The organism is Sphingomonas sp., from assembly GCF_030145815.1.
Lineage (GTDB): Bacteria > Pseudomonadota > Alphaproteobacteria > Sphingomonadales > Sphingomonadaceae > Sphingomonas.
The window spans coordinates 1-18,885 of sequence record NZ_JAIXHL010000044.1 but is presented as its reverse complement, the minus strand read 5'-3'; the positions used below and the strand labels follow the sequence as shown (position 1 = coordinate 18,885).

The 18,885-nt window shown below is 62.9% G+C and carries 17 protein-coding genes; 6 read left to right on the top strand and 11 right to left on the bottom strand.

Going from position 1 to position 18,885, the window contains the following annotated elements; genetic code table 11:
• The 4 genes from KYX69_RS21740 to KYX69_RS21725 form a co-directional block, all read left to right on the top strand.
• Positions 1-783 (top strand): zinc-dependent alcohol dehydrogenase family protein (locus KYX69_RS21740; protein ID WP_300501425.1); only part of this gene is annotated, 783 nt, incomplete at its 5' end.
• 199 nt (positions 784-982) lie between these two features.
• Entirely contained in the window at positions 983-1,273 is a 291-nt protein-coding gene (locus KYX69_RS21735) for a metal/formaldehyde-sensitive transcriptional repressor (RefSeq protein ID WP_300501423.1), read from the top strand.
• A 294-nt stretch (positions 1,274-1,567) separates the two neighbouring features.
• Complete coding sequence (locus KYX69_RS21730) at positions 1,568-2,677, top strand: S-(hydroxymethyl)glutathione dehydrogenase/class III alcohol dehydrogenase (RefSeq protein WP_300501421.1); 1,110 nt, start codon at positions 1,568-1,570, stop codon at positions 2,675-2,677.
• Between the two features lie 457 nt (positions 2,678-3,134).
• Complete coding sequence (locus KYX69_RS21725; protein ID WP_367280218.1) at positions 3,135-5,726, top strand: excinuclease ABC subunit A; 2,592 nt, start codon at positions 3,135-3,137, stop codon at positions 5,724-5,726.
• A 255-nt stretch (positions 5,727-5,981) separates the two neighbouring features.
• Here KYX69_RS21725 and KYX69_RS21720 read toward each other — a convergent pair whose 3' ends face one another.
• From KYX69_RS21720 to KYX69_RS21685, 8 genes are all read right to left on the bottom strand, one after another.
• Positions 5,982-6,551, bottom strand: coding sequence for a type 1 glutamine amidotransferase domain-containing protein (locus KYX69_RS21720; RefSeq protein ID WP_300501417.1), 570 nt, complete (start codon positions 6,549-6,551; stop codon positions 5,982-5,984).
• A gap of 31 nt (positions 6,552-6,582) precedes the next feature.
• Entirely contained in the window at positions 6,583-7,722 is a 1,140-nt protein-coding gene (locus tag KYX69_RS21715; protein ID WP_300501416.1) for a glutathione-independent formaldehyde dehydrogenase, read from the bottom strand.
• A gap of 458 nt (positions 7,723-8,180) precedes the next feature.
• A complete protein-coding gene (locus tag KYX69_RS21710) occupies positions 8,181-8,474 on the bottom strand; it encodes an antibiotic biosynthesis monooxygenase (RefSeq protein WP_037473339.1) in 294 nt (97 codons plus the stop codon).
• A gap of 111 nt (positions 8,475-8,585) precedes the next feature.
• Positions 8,586-9,326: an SDR family oxidoreductase gene (locus tag KYX69_RS21705; protein WP_300501413.1), complete on the bottom strand. Its 741-nt coding sequence runs from the start codon at positions 9,324-9,326 to the stop codon at positions 8,586-8,588.
• 76 nt (positions 9,327-9,402) lie between these two features.
• A complete protein-coding gene (locus KYX69_RS21700; RefSeq protein ID WP_300501411.1) occupies positions 9,403-10,554 on the bottom strand; it encodes an L-dopachrome tautomerase-related protein in 1,152 nt (383 codons plus the stop codon).
• On the bottom strand, positions 10,551-11,663 hold the full coding sequence (locus tag KYX69_RS21695; protein ID WP_300501409.1) for an NADH:flavin oxidoreductase/NADH oxidase: 1,113 nt from the start codon (positions 11,661-11,663) through the stop codon (positions 10,551-10,553). Before KYX69_RS21695 ends, KYX69_RS21700 begins: the two co-directional genes overlap by 4 nt.
• Positions 11,657-12,115, bottom strand: a complete 459-nt coding sequence (locus KYX69_RS21690; protein ID WP_037479517.1) for a VOC family protein — start codon at positions 12,113-12,115, stop codon at positions 11,657-11,659. Before KYX69_RS21690 ends, KYX69_RS21695 begins: the two co-directional genes overlap by 7 nt.
• Positions 12,115-12,924: a type 1 glutamine amidotransferase domain-containing protein gene (locus KYX69_RS21685; protein ID WP_300501407.1), complete on the bottom strand. Its 810-nt coding sequence runs from the start codon at positions 12,922-12,924 to the stop codon at positions 12,115-12,117. The genes KYX69_RS21690 and KYX69_RS21685 overlap by 1 nt, the downstream gene beginning before the upstream one ends.
• A gap of 96 nt (positions 12,925-13,020) precedes the next feature.
• Between KYX69_RS21685 and KYX69_RS21680 the strand changes: the two genes are divergently transcribed.
• Positions 13,021-13,899, top strand: coding sequence for a LysR family transcriptional regulator (locus KYX69_RS21680; RefSeq protein WP_095388658.1), 879 nt, complete (start codon positions 13,021-13,023; stop codon positions 13,897-13,899).
• Positions 13,900-13,905: 6 nt separating this feature from the next.
• Here the strand turns inward: KYX69_RS21680 and KYX69_RS21675 are convergent, their stop codons facing one another.
• Positions 13,906-14,202: a hypothetical protein gene (locus KYX69_RS21675; RefSeq protein WP_300501404.1), complete on the bottom strand. Its 297-nt coding sequence runs from the start codon at positions 14,200-14,202 to the stop codon at positions 13,906-13,908.
• Between KYX69_RS21675 and KYX69_RS21670 the strand changes: the two genes are divergently transcribed.
• Positions 14,201-16,864, top strand: a complete 2,664-nt coding sequence (locus KYX69_RS21670; RefSeq protein ID WP_300501402.1) for a response regulator — start codon at positions 14,201-14,203, stop codon at positions 16,862-16,864. The genes KYX69_RS21675 and KYX69_RS21670 overlap by 2 nt on opposite strands.
• A gap of 31 nt (positions 16,865-16,895) precedes the next feature.
• On the opposite strand, the gene KYX69_RS21665 is transcribed toward KYX69_RS21670, so the two are convergent.
• The gene (locus KYX69_RS21665; RefSeq protein ID WP_300501401.1) at positions 16,896-17,684 is read right to left on the bottom strand and encodes a hypothetical protein; all 789 of its coding nucleotides are present in this window, start codon (positions 17,682-17,684) and stop codon (positions 16,896-16,898) included.
• 313 nt (positions 17,685-17,997) lie between these two features.
• A complete protein-coding gene (locus tag KYX69_RS21660) occupies positions 17,998-18,429 on the bottom strand; it encodes a PilZ domain-containing protein (protein WP_300501399.1) in 432 nt (143 codons plus the stop codon).
• Positions 18,430-18,885 lie beyond the last annotated feature (456 nt).

Below are 18,885 nucleotides of genomic sequence, written 5' to 3'. Positions count from 1 at the left end.
GTCGTTACGGTCGGCGCGGACGTGACCGGGTTTGCGGAAGGCGAAGCCGTCAGCGTCATCCCCCCGCTCGATATCGCGCGCTGGGGCACTTATGGCGAGGTCGCCAACGTGCCCGCCCGCCTCGTCGTCAAGCATCCGGCGGCGCTGTCGTTCGAGGAAGCGGCGGCCGTGTGGATGCAGTATGTCACCGCCTGGGGTGCGCTGGTGGAGCAGGCGAAGCTCGGCGAGGGCGATTTCGTCATCGTCACTGCTGCCTCCAGCAGCGTCGGCCTTGCTGCCTTCCAGATTGCGCGGATGGTCGGCGCGACGGTGATCGCGACGACGCGTACCGGCGCCAAGCGCCAGGCCCTGATCGATGCCGGCGCACATCATGTCGTCGCGACCGGGGAAGAGGAGCTGGTAGCGAGGGTGATGGAGATAACCGATGGTCAGGGTGCGCGCGTGGTGCTCGATCCGGTCGGAGGCCCGTCGTTCGAGCCGCTGACCGAGAGCATGGCACGCGGCGGCATCCTGCTCGAATATGGCGCGCTCAGCGGCGAACCGACGCCATTCCCGTTGTTCTCCGTGCTGGGCAAGAGCCTAACGCTCAAGGGGTATCTCTACAGCGAGATCGTCTCGGACGATGCCGCCCTCGATCGCGCCAAGGCGTTTATCGTGGCGGGTCTGGAATCGGGCGCGCTCAAGCCGCGGATCGCGCGCACTTTCCCGCTCGACGCCATCCAGGACGCTCACCGCTTCCTCGAATCGAACGAGCAGATCGGCAAGGTCGTCGTTACGGTCTGACCGGCATACCGGGGGGGAGCAATCGCTCTCCCCGTCCCCGACAGAGGATCGGACCCTCGGCGCCCATGCCAAGGCTGCTCGTGGCGCAGGCTTGAGAGCATGACCGGAACCTCGCCCGGTTAGAAAAACGCCCGGCTCTTTGCAGGATTGAAACTCCCCCCCTGTATAGTATGCTGGAGCGATTTCTCGGGAAAACGCGATGCCACATTCATCAGAGGACAAGAAGCGAGCGATCACACGCTTGCGGCGTATCAAGGGTCAGGCGGACGCTCTGGAACGTGCGATCGAAGCGGGGGCCGATTGCGCTCCCCTGCTGCAGCAAATTGTCGCCATGCGTGGTGCGACAAATGGACTGATGGCAGAAGTGATGGAGAGTCATCTCAGGGAAACATTCGGTGCGGGCGCAGATCGGGCCGTCGGAGGCGCAGGTGGCGATCACGATGACGGCGTGGAGGGCGTAATGAAGATTCTGCGTACATATCTTAAGTAACGATTTCAGCGATCTTCTTCTTGCCCGTGCTCTCCCGCAGTCAGAGCAAAAACCTCGTATCCAGCCAACCGGCCCAGAGCGCAGACTTGGGCGGTCCGGACCCCGAGGGAGGTCTGCGAAGCGAAGCCAGCCGCTGGATGCTCCCTTGGTCGAGATCCTCAACGGGACACCTCTTGTATACTGGCAGGGAGTATCATAAATATACTCCCTGCCAGTATGCGAACGTCTGTAAATCTACGATCACGCAAGGACCTCGCGCCGGCAATCAAGTTCCATCAACGAGGGTACCCCAACATGAAATCTCGCGCCGCTGTAGCCTTCGAGCCGGGCAAGCCACTCGAAATCGTCGAGATCGATGTCGCCCCGCCCCGGAAGGGCGAAGTGCTCATCCGGGTGACGCACACCGGCGTATGCCACACCGATGCATACACGCTGGCGGGGAGCGATCCGGAGGGTGTTTTCCCGGTGGTTCTTGGCCACGAGGGCGCGGGCATCGTTGTCGAGGTCGGTGAAGGCGTCACCAGCGTCAGGCCGGGCGATCACGTGATTCCGCTTTACACCGCCGAGTGCGGCAAGTGCGATTTCTGCCTGTCGGGCAAGACCAACCTGTGCGTCGCTGTGCGCGAAACGCAGGGCAAGGGCTTGATGCCCGATGGCACGACCCGGCTTTCGTACAATGGCCAGCCCCTTTATCATTACATGGGCTGTTCAACCTTCAGTGAATATACTGTCGTCGCCGAAGTCTCGCTCGCCAAGATAAATCCCGAGGCGAACCCCGAACATGTCTGCCTGCTGGGGTGCGGCGTCACGACCGGCATCGGCGCAGTCCACAATACCGCCAAGGTCCAGCCCGGAGACTCGGTCGCCGTGTTCGGCCTCGGCGGCATCGGCCTCGCGGCGATTCAAGGTGCGCGCCAGGCGAAGGCAGGTCGTATCATCGCCATCGACACCAATCCGTCCAAGTTCCAGTTGGCACGCCAGTTCGGTGCGACCGAGTGCATCAACCCCAAGGACCACGACAAACCCATCCAGCAAGTGCTGATCGAAATGACGGGCTGGGGCATCGATCATACTTTCGAGTGTATCGGCAACGTCCAAGTGATGCGCGCCGCGCTTGAATCAGCGCACCGTGGCTGGGGTCAGTCGATCGTGATTGGCGTTGCCCGCGCGGGCGAGGAAATCTCCACCCGCCCATTCCAGCTCGTCACGGGGCGCGTATGGAAGGGGTCCGCTTTCGGCGGCGTCAAGGGACGGACACAGCTCCCCGGCATGGTCGAGGACGCGATGAGAGGCGATATCGATCTGGCCCCGTTCGTTACCCACACGATGGGTTTGGAGGAGATCAACGAGGCCTTCGAACTGATGCACGAAGGCAAGTCGATCCGCACGGTCATTCACTACTGACCCGCCGATCCGAAGTGGCGCGAGGCGCTCGGATCGACAACTCGGCCGTCATCATGGGCCGACCCCGGCCATGATGACGCGCGCTCTGGCAAATGGGCAACGCGTCGCGATGCGGTAAAAGCGCCGTGCGGTCGTTACATGCCGATAGCGGCACGGACGAGGGCCGCCTGGCCCAGGTGCTTACCGGCGGAGTGTGTGTGGCCTCGTCGCGCGACCCCATGGGGAAAATGGTTTTGTCGCAACCTTTGTCTAATGCTGGAAAATATTTCAAAGGTGCCGAACATCAGGCCAGCCTGGCCGTTGGATGTATTGAGTAGAAAATGCATTCATCTTTTACCCGACCGTAATGAACACGGGCCGCACGGGCGGATATGGCAGGAAGACTGAATTGAAGAACAAGGATATACACGCGACGAGGCCGGCCACCGATCAAGGGCATGCGGGGCCGCCCGCCTGCGTGCAAGTTCGCGGCGCGCGCCAGAACAATCTCAAAAATGTCGACGTCGATGTACCGCGCGACGCCTTCGTGGTGTTCACCGGCATATCGGGCTCAGGCAAGTCATCGCTCGCGTTCGGCACCCTTTATGCCGAAGCCCAGCGGCGTTATCTGGAATCGGTTGCGCCTTATGCCCGTCGCCTGATCGACCAGGCCGGCGTGCCGGAGGTCGACGCGATCGACGGTTTGCCGCCTGCGGTCGCGTTGCAGCAGCAGCGCGGCTCGGCCAACGCGCGCTCCTCGGTCGGCAGCGTGACAACGCTCTCTAGCCTAGTGCGGATGCTCTATTCGCGCGTCGGCGAATATCCGCGCCATCAACCCATGCTCTATGCGGAGGATTTCTCCCCCAACACGGTCGCAGGGGCCTGCGCGACCTGCCACGGCATCGGCCGCGTCTATGACGCGACCGAAGAGACCATGGTTCCTGACGCCAGCCTCACCATTCGCGACCGGGCGATCGCCGCCTGGCCAACGGCGTGGCATGGGCAGAACCTGCGCGATATCCTCGTTTCGCTCGGCTATGACGTCGATACGCCGTGGCGCGAGCTGCCGAAAAAGGATCGCGACTGGATCCTTTTCACCGAAGAGGCGCCGACGGTGCCGGTCTATGCGGGCCTGACGCCCGAACAGACCCGGGCGGCGCTCAAGCGCCGCCTGGAGCCGAGCTACCAGGGCACCTTCACCGGCGCGCGCCGCTATGTGCTGGAAACCTTCGCCAACACGAAAAGCGCGCTGATGAAGAAGCGCGTCTCGCAATATATCATCGGCCGCGATTGCCCGACCTGCGACGGCAAGCGCCTGAAGCGCGAAGCCCTGTCCGTGAAGTTCGCGGGCCTCGACATCGCCGAGTTCGGCGACCTGACGGTGCTCAAGCTGAAGGACTTGCTGATGCCCGTCGCGCAAGGCGCGTATGGGGCGGTCTCCGCCCCCTCGAAGGGCCATGTTCTGGAGAAAGCGGCCCGCGATGCAGCGGTCGAACAACGGGTTGCGGCGGGCGGCTCTGCGCACAAGGGCGCGCCCGACGTACGCCGCACGCCCAATCTCTCCGACGAGAAGCGGATCGCCGCCCAACGCCTTGCCTGCGAATTGATCGAGCGGCTGGACCCGCTGATCGATCTTGGCCTTGGTTACATTTCGCTCGACCGCAGCACGCCGACGCTCTCCTCCGGAGAGCTGCAGCGCTTGCGGCTTGCCACGCAATTGTCGTCACAGCTTTTCGGCGTGGTCTATGTGCTCGACGAGCCTTCGGCAGGGTTGCACCCGGCAGATGGCGAAGCCTTGCTCACCATCCTCGAGCGTCTCAAGGCGGCGGGCAACTCTCTGTTCGTCGTCGAACATGATCTCGACGTGATCCGCCGCGCGGAATGGCTCGTCGATGTCGGGCCAGGAGCCGGGGAAAAGGGCGGTGAAGTCCTCTACAGCGGGCCGATAGAGGGGCTCGCCGACGTCGAGACTTCGATCACCCGCCGCTACCTGTTCGCAGAGCCGCTCCGCAGTGAGCGCACACCGCGCGATCCCAAGGCATGGCTACGCCTTGAAGGGATCAGGCGGAACAATCTCCATGGTCTCGACGTCGAGTTTCCCATCGGTTGCTTCACCGCTGTCACCGGCGTTTCGGGATCAGGCAAATCCAGTCTGGTCAGTCAGGCGCTGCCCGAGCTCGTCACGGAACACCTCGGCGGCTCCCCCGTGGCCGAGGAGGAGGATATCGATCCGCTGCTCGATGTTGCGCAGAACGACACTGAAGGACGCCTTGTCGCAGGCATGGAGCATGTTCGCAGGCTGGTGCGGGTCGATCAGAAACCGATCGGCCGCACGCCGCGCTCGAACCTGTCCACCTACAGCGGCATGTTCGACCATGTGCGACGGATCTTCGCTGATACGCCGCTCGCCCGCCGGCGGCACTACAGCCCGGGAAGGTTCTCGTTCAACGTCGCGCAAGGCCGCTGCCCTGTGTGCGAGGGCGAGGGATACGTCATGGTGGAGCTGCTGTTCCTGCCGAGCGTTTTTGCGCCGTGCTCGACCTGTCATGGCTCTCGCTACAACCCGCAAACGCTCGAAGTTGAATGGAACGGGCGCAATATCGCCCAGGTGCTTGAACTGACGGTCGACGATGCGTGCGATTTCTTCGCTGGCGAGGCATCTGTGATGCGCTCTCTCGACGTGTTGCGGGAGATCGGTCTTGGCTATCTGAGGCTCGGTCAGCCGGCGACCGAGCTGTCTGGCGGGGAAGCGCAGCGCATCAAGCTGGCGACTGAACTGCAGCGCGCTCAACGCGGCAACACGATCTACATCCTCGACGAGCCAACTTCGGGGCTTCACCCCTCCGATGCCGACCGGCTGATGCAACACTTGCAGGGCCTCGTCGATGCCGGCAATACCGTCGTAGTCGTGGAACACGACATGCGCGCTATCGCACAGGTGGATTGGATTATCGATCTGGGACCGGGGGCCGGGGAAGAGGGCGGCCGTATCGTTGCCAGCGGCGTCCCTGGCGTCGTCGCGGAAGCGGAAGGCAGTCTCACCGCCCGCTATCTCAAGGCGGCGCTGTAGGTCGTAAACCTCGCCGAACGCACGTTCGATCAGGTGCATCTCAACCACACGTTGGAATGGGTCGAGTCTGGAAGCGGGAGCCGGCGAGGTGTCACCGCGGTTGACGCGGCTCAGGGTTTAAGTGCCGTCAGGTGCGCCCTGTTCGTGTGATACGCGGCATGGCGGACGGCCAATCTCTGGCCATCCGCCACATTTGCTTCGTGCGGACCTTCTCCGGGGAGAGGGCCCTCACATGGTTCGTCGAACCGCCCCGTCTTATTTCCCTGCTGCAAGCGCTGCGCTCACACCTTCTGCGATTTCCTCAACGAGTTTGGCACAGAAGGCGGGCAAATCATTAGGATCGCGGCTGGTAACAAGGCCGTTGTCGACCACGACTTCCTCATTGGTCCATGCACCGCCGGCGTTCTCGATATCGACCTTCAGCGTCGAGTAGGACGTCAAGGTGCGACCCTTGAGCACGCCCGCCTCGATCAATGTCCAAGGTGCATGGCATATAGCCGCAACAGGTTTTTTCTGATCGAAGAAAGCCCGGATGAAACCGATTGCCTCGTCGCTGCCGCGCAGCTTGTCGGCACCGACAGTCCCTCCGGGCACAACAAGTCCGTCGAAATCGTCGGCTTTGACCTCGGAAAACGTCTTGTCGATAGTATAGCTGCCGCCCTCGTCGAGATCGTTATTGACTGTGCGAGCCTTGCCCGGTTCAAAACTGACCACGGTCACTTTGCCACCAGCGTCCTCGACAGCTTGCTTAGGCTTCGAGAATTCTGGTTCTTCGGTCCCGCGGGGTGCGATCAGAATGGCGACTGATTTGCCTTCTAGGGTCATAATTAATTTCCTATTCCGTCGAAGGCTAAGGTCAGGTGCCCGGCTTGAGCACAACCTTCGTCCAACCAGCATCGCGTTCGTCGAAATGCTTGTAGGCGTCTGGTGCCTGATCAAGCGGCAGTCGGTGCGAGATGATTTGGGCAGGATTGGCCCGGTCCTGCTCGATAAGCTTCATCAGTCGCCGGTTGTAGTGCTTTACATTGCACTGGCCGGTACCGATCTTCTGACCCTTGAACCAGAAGTTGCCGAAGTCGAACGCCATCTTGCCTTCCTTCTGGAGATCGTCGGGCGCGTTCGGGTCTTCCGGAATGAACACGCCGACGACGCCGATTCCGCCGGTGGCCTTCGTGCTTTTGACCAGGCAGTTCATCGTGTAATTGCTGCGCTCATTGCCGTGGCGATCGCAACACTGGTATCCGACCGCCTCGACCCCCCGGTCGGTCCCGAGGCCGCCGGTTGCGTCAAGGATCTGCTGGGCGGGATCGCCCTTGCGCATGTCGATCGGAATGGCGCCCATCGCCTCGGCCAGCTTGAGACGGTCATCGTGAGAATCGACCACGAAGATCTGAGAGGCACCGCGAATTTCGGCTGAGTGCGCGGCCATTAAACCGACCGGGCCGGCGCCGTAGATCGCGATGCTTTCGCCAGGCATGAAGCCTGACAGTTCGACGCCATGCCAACCCGTCGGGAAGATGTCGGAGAGCATGACATAGTCATCCTCCTTCTCCTCGGCGTCCTCAGGCAGCTTCAGACAATTGAAGTCCGCATAAGGAACACGCATCAACTCGGCCTGGCCACCTTGCCACGGACCCATCTCGGCAAAGCCATACGCTGCGCCGGCGGTTCCAGGGTTGGTCGTGAGGCAGAAACCCGTCAAACCCCGTTCGCAATTTTCGCAGAAACCGCAACCGACGTTGAACGGCAAGCACACGCGATCGCCCTTCTTGATACGATCTACGGCAGAGCCGACTTCGACGACCTCGCCAAGGTTTTCGTGACCGAAGACCCTGCCCTTCTCGAAGCTGGTACGGCCCTCATACATGTGAAGGTCCGACCCGCAGATATTGGTCGTGGTCAGCCGGATGATAACATCGGTCTGCTTTTCGATCTTGGGATCATCGATAGTATCGACAGAAACATCTTTGGGCCCGTTGTACACGACAGCTTTCACGGATCTCTTCCTTTCGCAACTCTTCTGAACGCGTCATCAAATCTAGAGCTTGGTGTTGACCCGGTCCATCGCAACGACGGAGGACATCGCACCCATTCCAAGTGATCTCAGTTTCCTGAACCTTCTGCTACCTGAGAGGTTCCTTCCCGGAGGGCCATTCTCGGATCGATTCACGGCTGTTTTCTGAAGGCTGGGCCAGAACGGGCGAATAACGCGCCAAGTTGATGTGCCCAAGAATTTCCCGCGAACAAATCGTGCCGCTACATCGCGCCACGTCAACGGCGCTTGATCAGTAAATTCAGAGGTGTGATAAGCGCAAAAGACAAGGCCATCCACTATCGCGGATGGCCAGTCGTATTCATTTACTCATTTCTCGGTTCGGCCGGGGCATCCATTCGGGATGGAGACACGAGCCTTACACTCCGGCCAAACGGCAGCTTAGGGTGCCGACCGCTCCGCTATTTCGCGGCCAGCAGGGTGAACTTGTGAATCTGCGGCGGTTCGGAAAACAGTTCGTCTGCCTTGTCCATCAGTGCGGCGGCAACCTTGCCGTCAAGATGGGCCTGGCGATCATCCTCTGTGTCGAACGTATCGAAGATCGCGTACGCACCGGGACCTTCCTCGATCGCATACCAGGTCAGAGTGCCCGGCTCAGCTTGAACGAGCGGCAATGCCGAGGTGAGGAAATCGGCGACATCGCGCTCTTTTCCGGGCTTGGCCTTCAGTGGTACATACAGGGCAAGTTTGGGCATAAATGACTCCTCAAGTGAAACGGACAGATATTATTCGGCAAAGTAACGGACGAGCAGACCGGTACGTTCCCCATGAGGCGGAGCACACGCGGCCCCGCCTCCTCGTCGAAATCAGAACTCCTGTGCGGTCGGCCGCATGACGATCGCGTTGACATCGACGTCATCAGGTTGTTCGACAGCGAACGCGATAGCACGCGCCACCGATGCCGCCGGGATGGCCTGCTTGTAGAAGTCCAGCACCGTCTCGGCAGCCGTGCCGGATGTCGTGAACTTCAGATTGCTTTCGACAGCTCCAGGCTCGATTGACGTGACCCGGACCTTTTCCCCCACTTCGTGGCGCAAGCCCTCGCTGATCGCGCTGACGGCAAACTTTGTGCCGGAGTAGACCGTGCCGCCCGGTGCGAAGACCTTGATGCCCGCAACCGAGCTCAGGTTGATGATGTGACCGCTGCCCTGCTCGAGAAAACCGGGAAGGGCCGCCGCGATGCCGTAGAGCGTACCCTTCAGATTGACGTCGATCATCTGGTCCCACTCGTCGGTATTGACCTCGGCCATCGGACGGATCGGCATGAGCCCGGCGTTGTTGATCAGCACGTCGAGGCGGCCGAAGTCGGCGACGATCGCGGCGACGACAGACTGGACCGCCGACTTGTCGGTTACGTCGAGCGCGTAACTACGTGCCGTGCCGCCGCTTGCGGCGATGTCCGCGACGACCTCGTCGAGCCTGTCCTTGCGCCGGGCGGCGATGGCCACCTTGGCGCCGCGTTCAGCGAGAAGCCGCGCGGTTTCTGCGCCGATACCGGTGCTGCCGCCGGTGATGAGAACAACCTTGCCTTCGATACCCTTGGTCATGACTGTATTCCTTCAAGTCAGTTGTTGATTTTTCGCCGGATCGCGGCCCCGCGCGAGCCCGCCCGGCCTGATGGGGTCACTGCGAGCGCAACAGGACGGGACCGGCGCCCACCTTGATGCGGAGCAGTTCGTAGGGCTTGCGGCGCAAGTCCCGCCCGCCGTGGAAGCCTGGCTGGCGGTGAAGCTGGTTGGCGGTGAAGTAGAGGTAGCCGTCGGTGCCGATCGACAGCGTGTCGGGCCAGCTGATGCGCGGGTCGCTGACCACCGTCGTCCAGCTGCCCTGGTCGAGCACGCGGATCGCGTTGTTCTCGTAATCGCCGGCGAACACGCGGCCGTTGTCGTCCTCGGCAATCCCGTCCGAGGCGCCTTTGCGCCCCAGGTTGCGGACCGCGCGGCCCAACCCCTCCTCGGACACCGCGGCATCGCGCAGCAGCGCCGTGGGCACCGCGTGCAGCGTGCGACCCGACAGCGGTCCATAGTAGAGCAGGCTGCCGTCGGCGCTGAGCGCAATCGCGTCGCTGGCGATCGCGACCGGCGTCGCGGGGCCGTCGGCCGGGCGGTTCATGAGCACCGCGCCGTCGACGACCGGGGTGAAGCCGCGCTCGGGGTTGGTCGTCGCATGGTTCGACAGGCGCCGGATCGCACGCCCGCTGGCGATATCGACGACGATGATGCCGCCGACACCGGCGTTGCTGCTGTCGGTGATGTAGGCGACGCCCTCGGCGCCCTGACGCAGATCGAAGCGCACGTCGTTGAGGTAGGTCGTGGGCAGCACCACGCTGGGCGGCAGAACGATCGTCTTCACCACCCGGTTGGTTGAAAGATCGATCGCCACCAGCTTTGCACCGCCGGCCTGGGGCTGGGAGAAATTGGGCGCCGCCGTGTCGAGCACCCAGAGGCGGTTGGCGCCATCGGCCACCACGCTCTGCACCGAGATGAAATGCCCTGCCGGGTCGGCCGGATCGGGCCGGTTGGTCGCGGCGTCGGGATAAGGCACCGCCTTGCCGTCGACCAACTCGGCCACCGTGAACGGCGCGTTGTCGCCCCATTGCGGGAAGTTGACAAAAATGCGCCCGTTGGGGGCGACGGTCACGCCAGTCGGCATCGCGCCATCGAAGGTCGCGACCTGTTCGATCTGGGGCGCGGATGCACTCTCGCGGGTCATCGAGCAGGCGGCGAGCGTTAAAGCCGCGCCCGCGGCAAGAAGCAGTTTGACGGAGATTTTCATGGGATCATTTCCTTGAGAATGCGGCCCGCTTCCTGGGGCTCGGACCGGAGATATTGCGGGGGCGCCTTGACCGATGCGCCAAGCGCGGCGGCGGCGTGCCAGGGCCAGCGCGGATCCCACAGCGCAGCGCGGGCTATCGCTATGGCGTCGGCATGCCGGTCTTCGAGGATGCGCTCCGCCTGATGCGGATCGGTGATCATTCCGACCGCCACGACAGGCATGGCGACCGCGTCCTTGACCGTCCGCGCCAGCGGCACCTGATAGCCGGGGCCGACAGGGATCTGCTGGCGCGGGTCGAGGCCGCCGCCGGAGACGTGGATTGCCGAACAACCGCGCCGCTCCAGCTGCTGTGCAAACAATGCGGTTTCCTCCGCCGTCCAGCCGCCTTCAACCCAGTCGGTCCCGGAAACGCGGACGGTCACCGGGCGGTCGGCCGGAAATGCTTCGCGCACGGCATCGAACACTTCGAGCGGGAACCGCATCCGGTTGTCGAGGCTGCCGCCGTAGTCGTCGCCGCGCCGTTTGGAGATCGGCGAAAGAAACTCGTGGAGCAGATAGCCATGCGCGGCGTGGATCTGGATGGCTTCGATGCCGAGCCTGCCGGCGCGCCGGGCGGCATCCGCGAACGCCTCCCGGATGCGGGCAAGCCCTGACTCGTCCAGTTCGACAGGGGGATGGTCGTCCGGAGCGAATGGGATGGCGCTGGGTGCCACGGTCTGCCAGCCATTCTCCGCATCGGGGGCGATCTGCGTTCCGCCGTGCCACGGCTTGGCGCAGCTCGCCTTGCGGCCGGCATGGGCCAGCTGGATGATAAGCGGCATGTCCGACCAACGGCGCACACTTTCGAGCACGCTTCGCATCGCCGCTTCGGTACGGTCATCGTACAGGCCGACGTCACCGTAGGTGATGCGCCCTTCCGGGCTGACCGCGGTCGCCTCTATCGTCAGCGCGCCCGCGCCCGAGAGCGCCAACTCCCCGAGATGCATCTGGTGCCAGTCGGTCATCGCGCCGTCGACTGCCGAATACTGGCACATCGGCGCGATAACGATGCGGTTGGCGAGCCGCAGCCCGCCAACCTCAATCGTTTCGAACAATTTCGCCATCACCATTCGCCCGTGTTGGGCATGGAGGCCCAGGGTTCGACCGGAGCCTTGTGTTCGCCCTGCTGCAGCAGTTCGATCGAGATCCCGTCCGGAGAGCGGACGAACGCCATGTGCCCGTCGCGCGGGGGGCGATTGATCGTCACGCCGCCCGCCTGCAGCCGCGCGCAGATTTCGTAGATGTCGTCGACCTGATAGGCGAGATGGCCGAAGTTTCGGCCCCCCGTGTATGTCTCGGCAGGGCTGCCGTCCTCGGGCGGCCAGTTGTACGTCAGCTCGACCTCGGCATCGCCCTGCTCGCCGTCGCCGCGGAAATCCTCGTCGGCGGCAAGGTAGATCAGCGTGTAACGCCCGGCCTGGTTCTCCATGCGCCGGGTCTCCTTGAGACCCAGCAGCGTGAAGAAACGGATCGACGACTCGGGATCGGCGACGCGCAGCATGGTGTGGAGATAGCGCATGATCAGGCGACCTTTTCCTTGAGGGCTTCCATCACGAGTTCCGCGGTGCGCGCCGCGCTGGCGGGGTTCTGACCGGTCACCAGATTGCCGTCGCGTAGGGCGAAGGGGGCAAAATCGGGGCCGCCGTCGTGCTTGCCCCCAAGTTCCTTGAGGCGCGTTTCGAGCAGGAACGGCACCGCCTGATCGAGGCCGACCGCGCGCTCCTCGCTGTCGGTGAAGCCCGCGACACGGCGGCCAGCCACGAGGGGCGTGCCATCGGCCTTCTTCGCCGAGACCAGCCCTGCCGGTCCATGACAGACGGCGGCGACGATCTTGCCTTCGCGGTCGAAGCGTTCGACCAGGCGGGCCAGTTCGTCGCTGCCGGGGTAATCGAACATGGTGCCGTGGCCACCGGGCAGGAACAGCGCGTCGTAGCCGCCGGGATCGATGCTGGTGAACACCGGCGTGCCGACAACCTCGGCCTTCAGGGCCTCGTCCTTCAGATAGCGCTCGACCGAAGCGTCGTTCTCGCCGTCGGCATTGACGCTGCGCTGGTCGACGGGGATGGCGCCGCCCTTGATCGAGGCAAGCGTCACCTCGGCGCCCGCATCGCGGAAGGCATAATACGGGGTGGTAAGTTCCTCGAGCCAGACACCCGTCGGTTCGGTGCCGGGGGTCATGCGGTCGGCGGAGGTGGCCACCATCAGAATGCGGGTCATCGTCAATTGTCCTGTTCCATTGATGTCGGGGACACGAGCAAACGCACCCGGCGCAGCCGCACCCGCCACAAAGACAGCTGTGAGAGCTTTCAGCAGTTGGCGGCGATTTTTCATTCGATCGTGCCTTTCGGCGGCTTAGATACGCCGGGAACGGCATCATGAAATCCAGCGGGAATGGCGGACGGCCATAAATCCGCTTATGGAACCGCAATGTCCCTCCTGCAGTTGCGCACCTTCGTCGAAGTCTACCGCCGTCGTTCACTGAGCGAGGCGGCCCGGGCAATCGGCATTACCCAACCGGCTGCGTCGCAGCACATCGCATCGCTCGAGGCGCAATTGGGCCGTCCCTTGTTTGATCGCCATTCGCGGGGTGTTCGACCAACAGCGATTGCCGACGATCTGGCGGCTTCGATCGGAAGCAGCCTCGACACGGCGGAATCGGCACTGGCCAGCGCGCGGGCCCGATCGTCGCGCATCTCGGGCACGGTCCACATCGCCGCACCGTCGGACCTGCTGGGAGAGATGATCACGCCCCGACTGGCTCCGCTGCTGGAAGCAGGGCTGGACCTGCGCCTGCATATCGGCGGGCGCGAGGCGCTTTATGCCATGCTCCTCGAAGACAGGGTGCATCTGGCTGTCACCGCCTCGAAACCCGAAGATCCGCGGTTGGCCTTCCATGCGCTGGGCGAAGAGCACCTGCGCGCCGTAGCCTCTCCCGCCGTGGCCATGCGGATTGCCGAATTGCCGCTGGTCGAAGGGCTTAATCAAACAGCCCACCTCGCCTACGATCTTGACCGGCCGCTGCTGCGAACCTGGCTCCATGCAAACCAGATCGAGCTGACTAGCCAGCCCGCCTTGACCGCGCCCGATCTGAGGGTGCTACGGTCGGGATTGTACGCGGACCTCGGCTGGACGGTACTGCCCGGCTATCTCACCCGCAGCGAACGCGCTGCCTGCACGCTGATCGAGATACCCGCGCCGATCATGGTGCCGCTCAACGCTTTCTACCTTGTGTGGGCACGCTCATCGCTGCGACACCCGCGCGTGGCCATGGCTCGGGACGCCCTGATTGCTGCACTCCAAATATAATTGTGGTCACGCCTGCTGGGCCGTCAGCACAATTTCGGGTCTGAACCAGTTGAGCGCTGGCGAACGAACGGCGGCTTTCGGGATCGTCGGCGACAAGGCCGAACGGCCGGATGTAGGGCGCGTTGCAGTCCGGCTGCTAATCGGCTCGATCTGGCCGCTTGCTGACTGGCCGCTTTTGGTCACCGATATCGGATAGCCGCCGTTCGGCCTCGCGGTACCACTCAGGCTGACGTATCTGGACAGCTTACCGGCTTCAATCGTTAGCAATTGACAATTCGCGGCGATCCGCTGAGGCACGCTCATGGCCAATCCACCCATCCCGCAGCCCAACTTCCTAGCCGAATGGGACAGCCTCGCAGCCGAATGTCTCACGAACGGACGCCTGGGGGAGAGCGAGCTTCTCGAAGCGGCCCGGCGCGTGCTCCTTCCGGCTTTGCGCCGCGGAGACTGGCCTATCGCCGGCGGTGAGTGCGGCGCGATCATCCGGACCCTAGACTGGAGCAGCTCGCCGCTTGGCCCTGTAGACCTTTGGTCGCTGGAGCTGCGCGCGACCGTCGCAAACATCGTCAATTCTCCCGTCGCCAAGGTCCTGATGTGGGGACCAGATCACGTCATGATCTATAATGACGCTTACATTGCGATCGCAGGTGACAAGCATCCCGCTGCGCTTGGCGGCACGGTTCCGGATATATGGCCAGAGATTTGGGACTGGAACCGCGAGATATTGGCAGCGGGATTTCGGGGCGAACAGCTAGCCTATCGGGATCAACCGCTGGTCCTCGATCGCGGCGCGGGCCTCGAGACGGTCACCTTCGATCTGTTCTACACTCCTGTCTACGAGGCAGACGGTGCGGTCGCCGGCGTCATGTGCACCTGCTTGGACAACAGCAAGCGCGTTGCACTGGAACGCGGTCTGGCCGCGAGCAATTTGCGGTTTCGCACTGCGATGGAAGCCGTGCACGGCGTCTTGTGGACAAACAGTGCCGACGGGCGCATGCTTGGTGAGCAGCCAAGCTGGGCCGCACTCACGGGGCAGAGCTTCGAGGCGTATCAGGAGTTCGGCTGGGCGAGCGCGGTTCATGAGGAGGACCGGCAAGCATCGATCGACAGCTGGAACGCGGCGGTCGCCAGCAAATCGATGTATGTTCACGAGCATCGGGTGCGCCGTCACTGCGGGACCTGGCGCAATTTTGCGATCCGCGCGCTTCCCATCGTTGGGGACGACGGGGAGATTCGCGAATGGGTTGGCGTGCACACCGACATCACGCACCAGCGCGCGGCCGAAGCGGCGCTTCGCGAACTAAACGCCAACCTCGAAACCCGCGTCATCGCCGAGATCGACGAGCGCCGACAGGCGGAGGCCAAGCTCGCGCAGGCACAAAAGATGGAATCGCTTGGCAAGCTCACCGGCGGCGTGGCGCACGACTTTAACAATTTGCTCCAGGTCGTATCCGGCAACCTTCAACTGCTCGCGCGGGATGTAGCTGGGAACGAGAAAGCCGAAGCGCGGCTGGCGAACGCCGAGGCCGGCGTCGCACGCGGCGCCAAGCTCGCAAGTCAGCTGCTCGCCTTCGGCCGTCGGCAGACACTCGAACCCAAGGTGGTCAATGTCAGCCGCTTCGTGCGCGGTATGGACGATATGCTGCGGCACGCGCTCGGCGAAGGCGTCGAGATCGAGACGATCGTCGGCGGCGGCCTCTGGAATAGCTTCGTCGACCCGGCCCAGGTTGAAAATGCGCTGCTCAATCTGGCGATCAACGCGCGCGATGCGATGAACGGCCAAGGGCAACTGACAGTCGAACTGGGGAATGCATTCCTTGATGCCGATTATGCCCTCGGGCACGACGAGGTCGAGGCGGGGCAATATGTCATGCTCGCGGTGTCGGACACTGGCTGCGGCATGCCCCCGGAGATCGTAGAAAAAGTGTTCGAGCCCTTCTTCTCGACCAAGGTCGAGGGCAAGGGATCGGGCCTCGGCCTGTCCATGGTCTATGGATTCGTCAAGCAATCCGGCGGTCACGTCAAAATCTATTCCGAACCCGGCGAGGGCACGACGGTGCGGATCTATCTCCCGCGCTCGCTCGCGAGCGAGGATGCCGAGGTTCAGATCGCGGCCGGCCCGGTGGTAGGAGGCAGCGAGACGGTGCTTGTCGTCGAGGATGACGAGGACGTCCGCGCCACCGTCGTCGAAATGCTGACCGATCTCGGTTACAATGTGGTCAAGGCACCCGACGCCGACGCCGCGCTCATCATTGTTGAGAGCGGCATGCCGATCGATATCCTGTTCACCGATGTCGTGATGCCGGGAACGCTGAAAAGTCCCGAGCTGGCGCGCAGAGCGCGTGAGCGCCTGCCCAATATCGCCGTCCTGTTCACCTCGGGCTACACCGAGAACAGCATTGTGCATGGCGGGAAGCTCGACGCCGGCGTCGAGCTTCTGTCAAAACCCTACACCCGTGAAGCGCTCGCTCGCCGCTTGCGCCATGTCGTTGCCAACCGCCAGCAGGCTAGCGAAGCGCGCGAGCCGAATAGTGCGCAGCGGGAAGAAACGGCTAGCGGGGCGCTTCCCGCTGCGCTGACGCGCGGCACAATATTGCTCGTCGAAGACGACAGCCTGATCCTGATGAACACCGCCGAAATGCTGAAACAGTCGGGCCTGCTCGTAATCGAGGCCGCAAGCGCCGAAGAGGCGATGATCGCCTTGCAGACATCGCATATCGACGTCCTCGTCACCGACATCAACTTGCCTGGCTCGTCAGGGGTCACACTCGCATCCGAAGCGCGCGCGCTGCATCCCACAGTCGGCCTGGTCTTCGCGACGGGGGATTCCGCAATGGCTCCGGCGATGGCGGATGCGCGCCTGCTAGCGAAGCCTTATGGAATGCGGCAGCTGCTCGAAGCGGTAAGCGAAGCTGGCGCGCGGCTCCCGTCTGCCGGAGAGAATAGTGCAGCCACGGAAGCGTGACGGCCATACCTCCCGCAAGACGGGTAACAAGCTACCCGATCCAATGACCATGGCTGCGCCGCAGTCCATAGGCCGTGCTGGCGATCACGATCACCGCGGCTACCCCGGACGCGGCGGCTACGACCGGCGCGCGCTGCCCGCCGTCGGCGAATATCGCGGCGAGCGCCCAGAGAAAGACGAGCGCGTAAGGCGGGCAGCCCTTCGACCTGGCGAGCGCGGCTCCGGCGATCAGACCGCCGATGATCAGCACGACGCCTGCAACGGTCGGCGCCAGTGCCGCTTCCGCATCGACACCATGAAAGCGAAGGCTGGAGGATATATTGGCGATCGCCGCGGCAGTGAGCCAGGCGGCAAGCGAGGTCAGTGGCACCGCCACACACCAGAACTGCCCTTTTGAGAGCTGGCGGGGCCAGCTCGAGAGGCGTCGCAGCGCCAGCAAGGCACCGGCAAGCCCCGTCAAGATGATGATGACCGACACAAATGTGACATCGACTAGTTGGACATAGGTCGCCCAGCTCGCGTTGGCGAGAAAGGCAAGAGCAGCCGGACGGCGGATCTGCGCGATGAGCGCGTCATTTCGCTGCGCTGACAGAGCCTGATAAGCGGCAAAGATCAAAGCTCCGAGGTAGAGCGCTCCCCATATCGAGAAGGCCCAAGCCGCAGGCGTCACCAGTGTCGAGACGCGCTCCGAATTTTCTCCGATTGGAGTGCCAACACCTAGGCTCGACAGAAAAGAGACGACGATCTGAAGGATCGCCGCAAATATCACGAGCGCGACATCGAATGAGGAGCTCGATGATTGTGAGGAGGCATTCTGCATGCGGTATCGAACTCGCCAAGGCTTGCTGCGTTCCCGGCGATCGGGGAAGCCCAATGTGCGTCGGGCGACGGCCTACACCAACGAACTAAGGCCAGTATGGCGAGCAAACCGCCATCGGCCCCACCGCGTCGAGCTAGTCCGGACCGCGCGATCGCGCGGCCCGGTGGAAAGCATTCAATCCATGCTGTTTTGAAGCTCGGCGACGATACGCCGCAAGCCGGGTCCCAGTTCCCGGACTCAGCTTCAATCGCTAAAGTCTTCGCAAAAACAGATTGCCGAGCGAGCTTTGCCGGCACCAATGAGAGCACTTAGGTCATTGTGCCGCGTCTGGCCCATGATCCTTATGGATCGCCACGATCGCGTCGAACACCGCTGGATAGAATGGACGATCGAAGGCAATTCCGGCTTCCTGACCGACACACCATTTTACCGTGCCGGGCCAATTCTCCACGCCCTTGATCTTGATCGTCACAAGATCCCCTGTGTTAAACATGCCTGATTTGAGAAAGAGCCCGCAACCTCCCGCCGATAGATTGAAGATCCGGGCGTCAATGGCACCCTGCGCGGCCCCGCGAAGCCGGACAGCGGCCTCGACTTCCACCCTTGGCCCACCGCGCCGCGATGGTCCGTCGCGCTCGCTTGCCCGCCTGTCCGTTGCCGGCGTTGCAGTATCGAAAACCGACAATTCCGACACCTGTGCGAAGCCGTCCGCCGCTATCGGCGCGCCTATTTCATCTTGTTTCAATGTTGGTCCCCACCTGCTCGATGGGAGGCCAATGACAGCATATTATTGAAAAGCCGTTATCCAGCATTTTGCAGTCGCGTGCGCGTTATCGCGCTGTCACCGCCGGAAGTTCTGCCGGCGGCGCAAAATACGATCAATCAAACCCTACAAACCGCTGCCCCCCGTTCATCTCCGAGTTGGCTAAGGAAAAGGCATCGCCGGCCGTAAAGGCGGCCTTGCTATCTTGCTGCTTGGGTTTGCTGTATTGTCCCGAGCCTTCCAACGAACTGGGTTGCGATGCCGTCCTGGCAAAACGATCGGGCCGAAATCGCACTGTGGACGTGCATTGATGGCCGTTGCACGAACCGCTCCGCGGATTGGTGCTAGCCTCGATGTAAAGCGGCCGAGCGAGCGCCGCACCTGATTGAACGTGGGCTGCCGCAGGTGGACCCTCTCGACTCCTTCACCTGAGGAGTC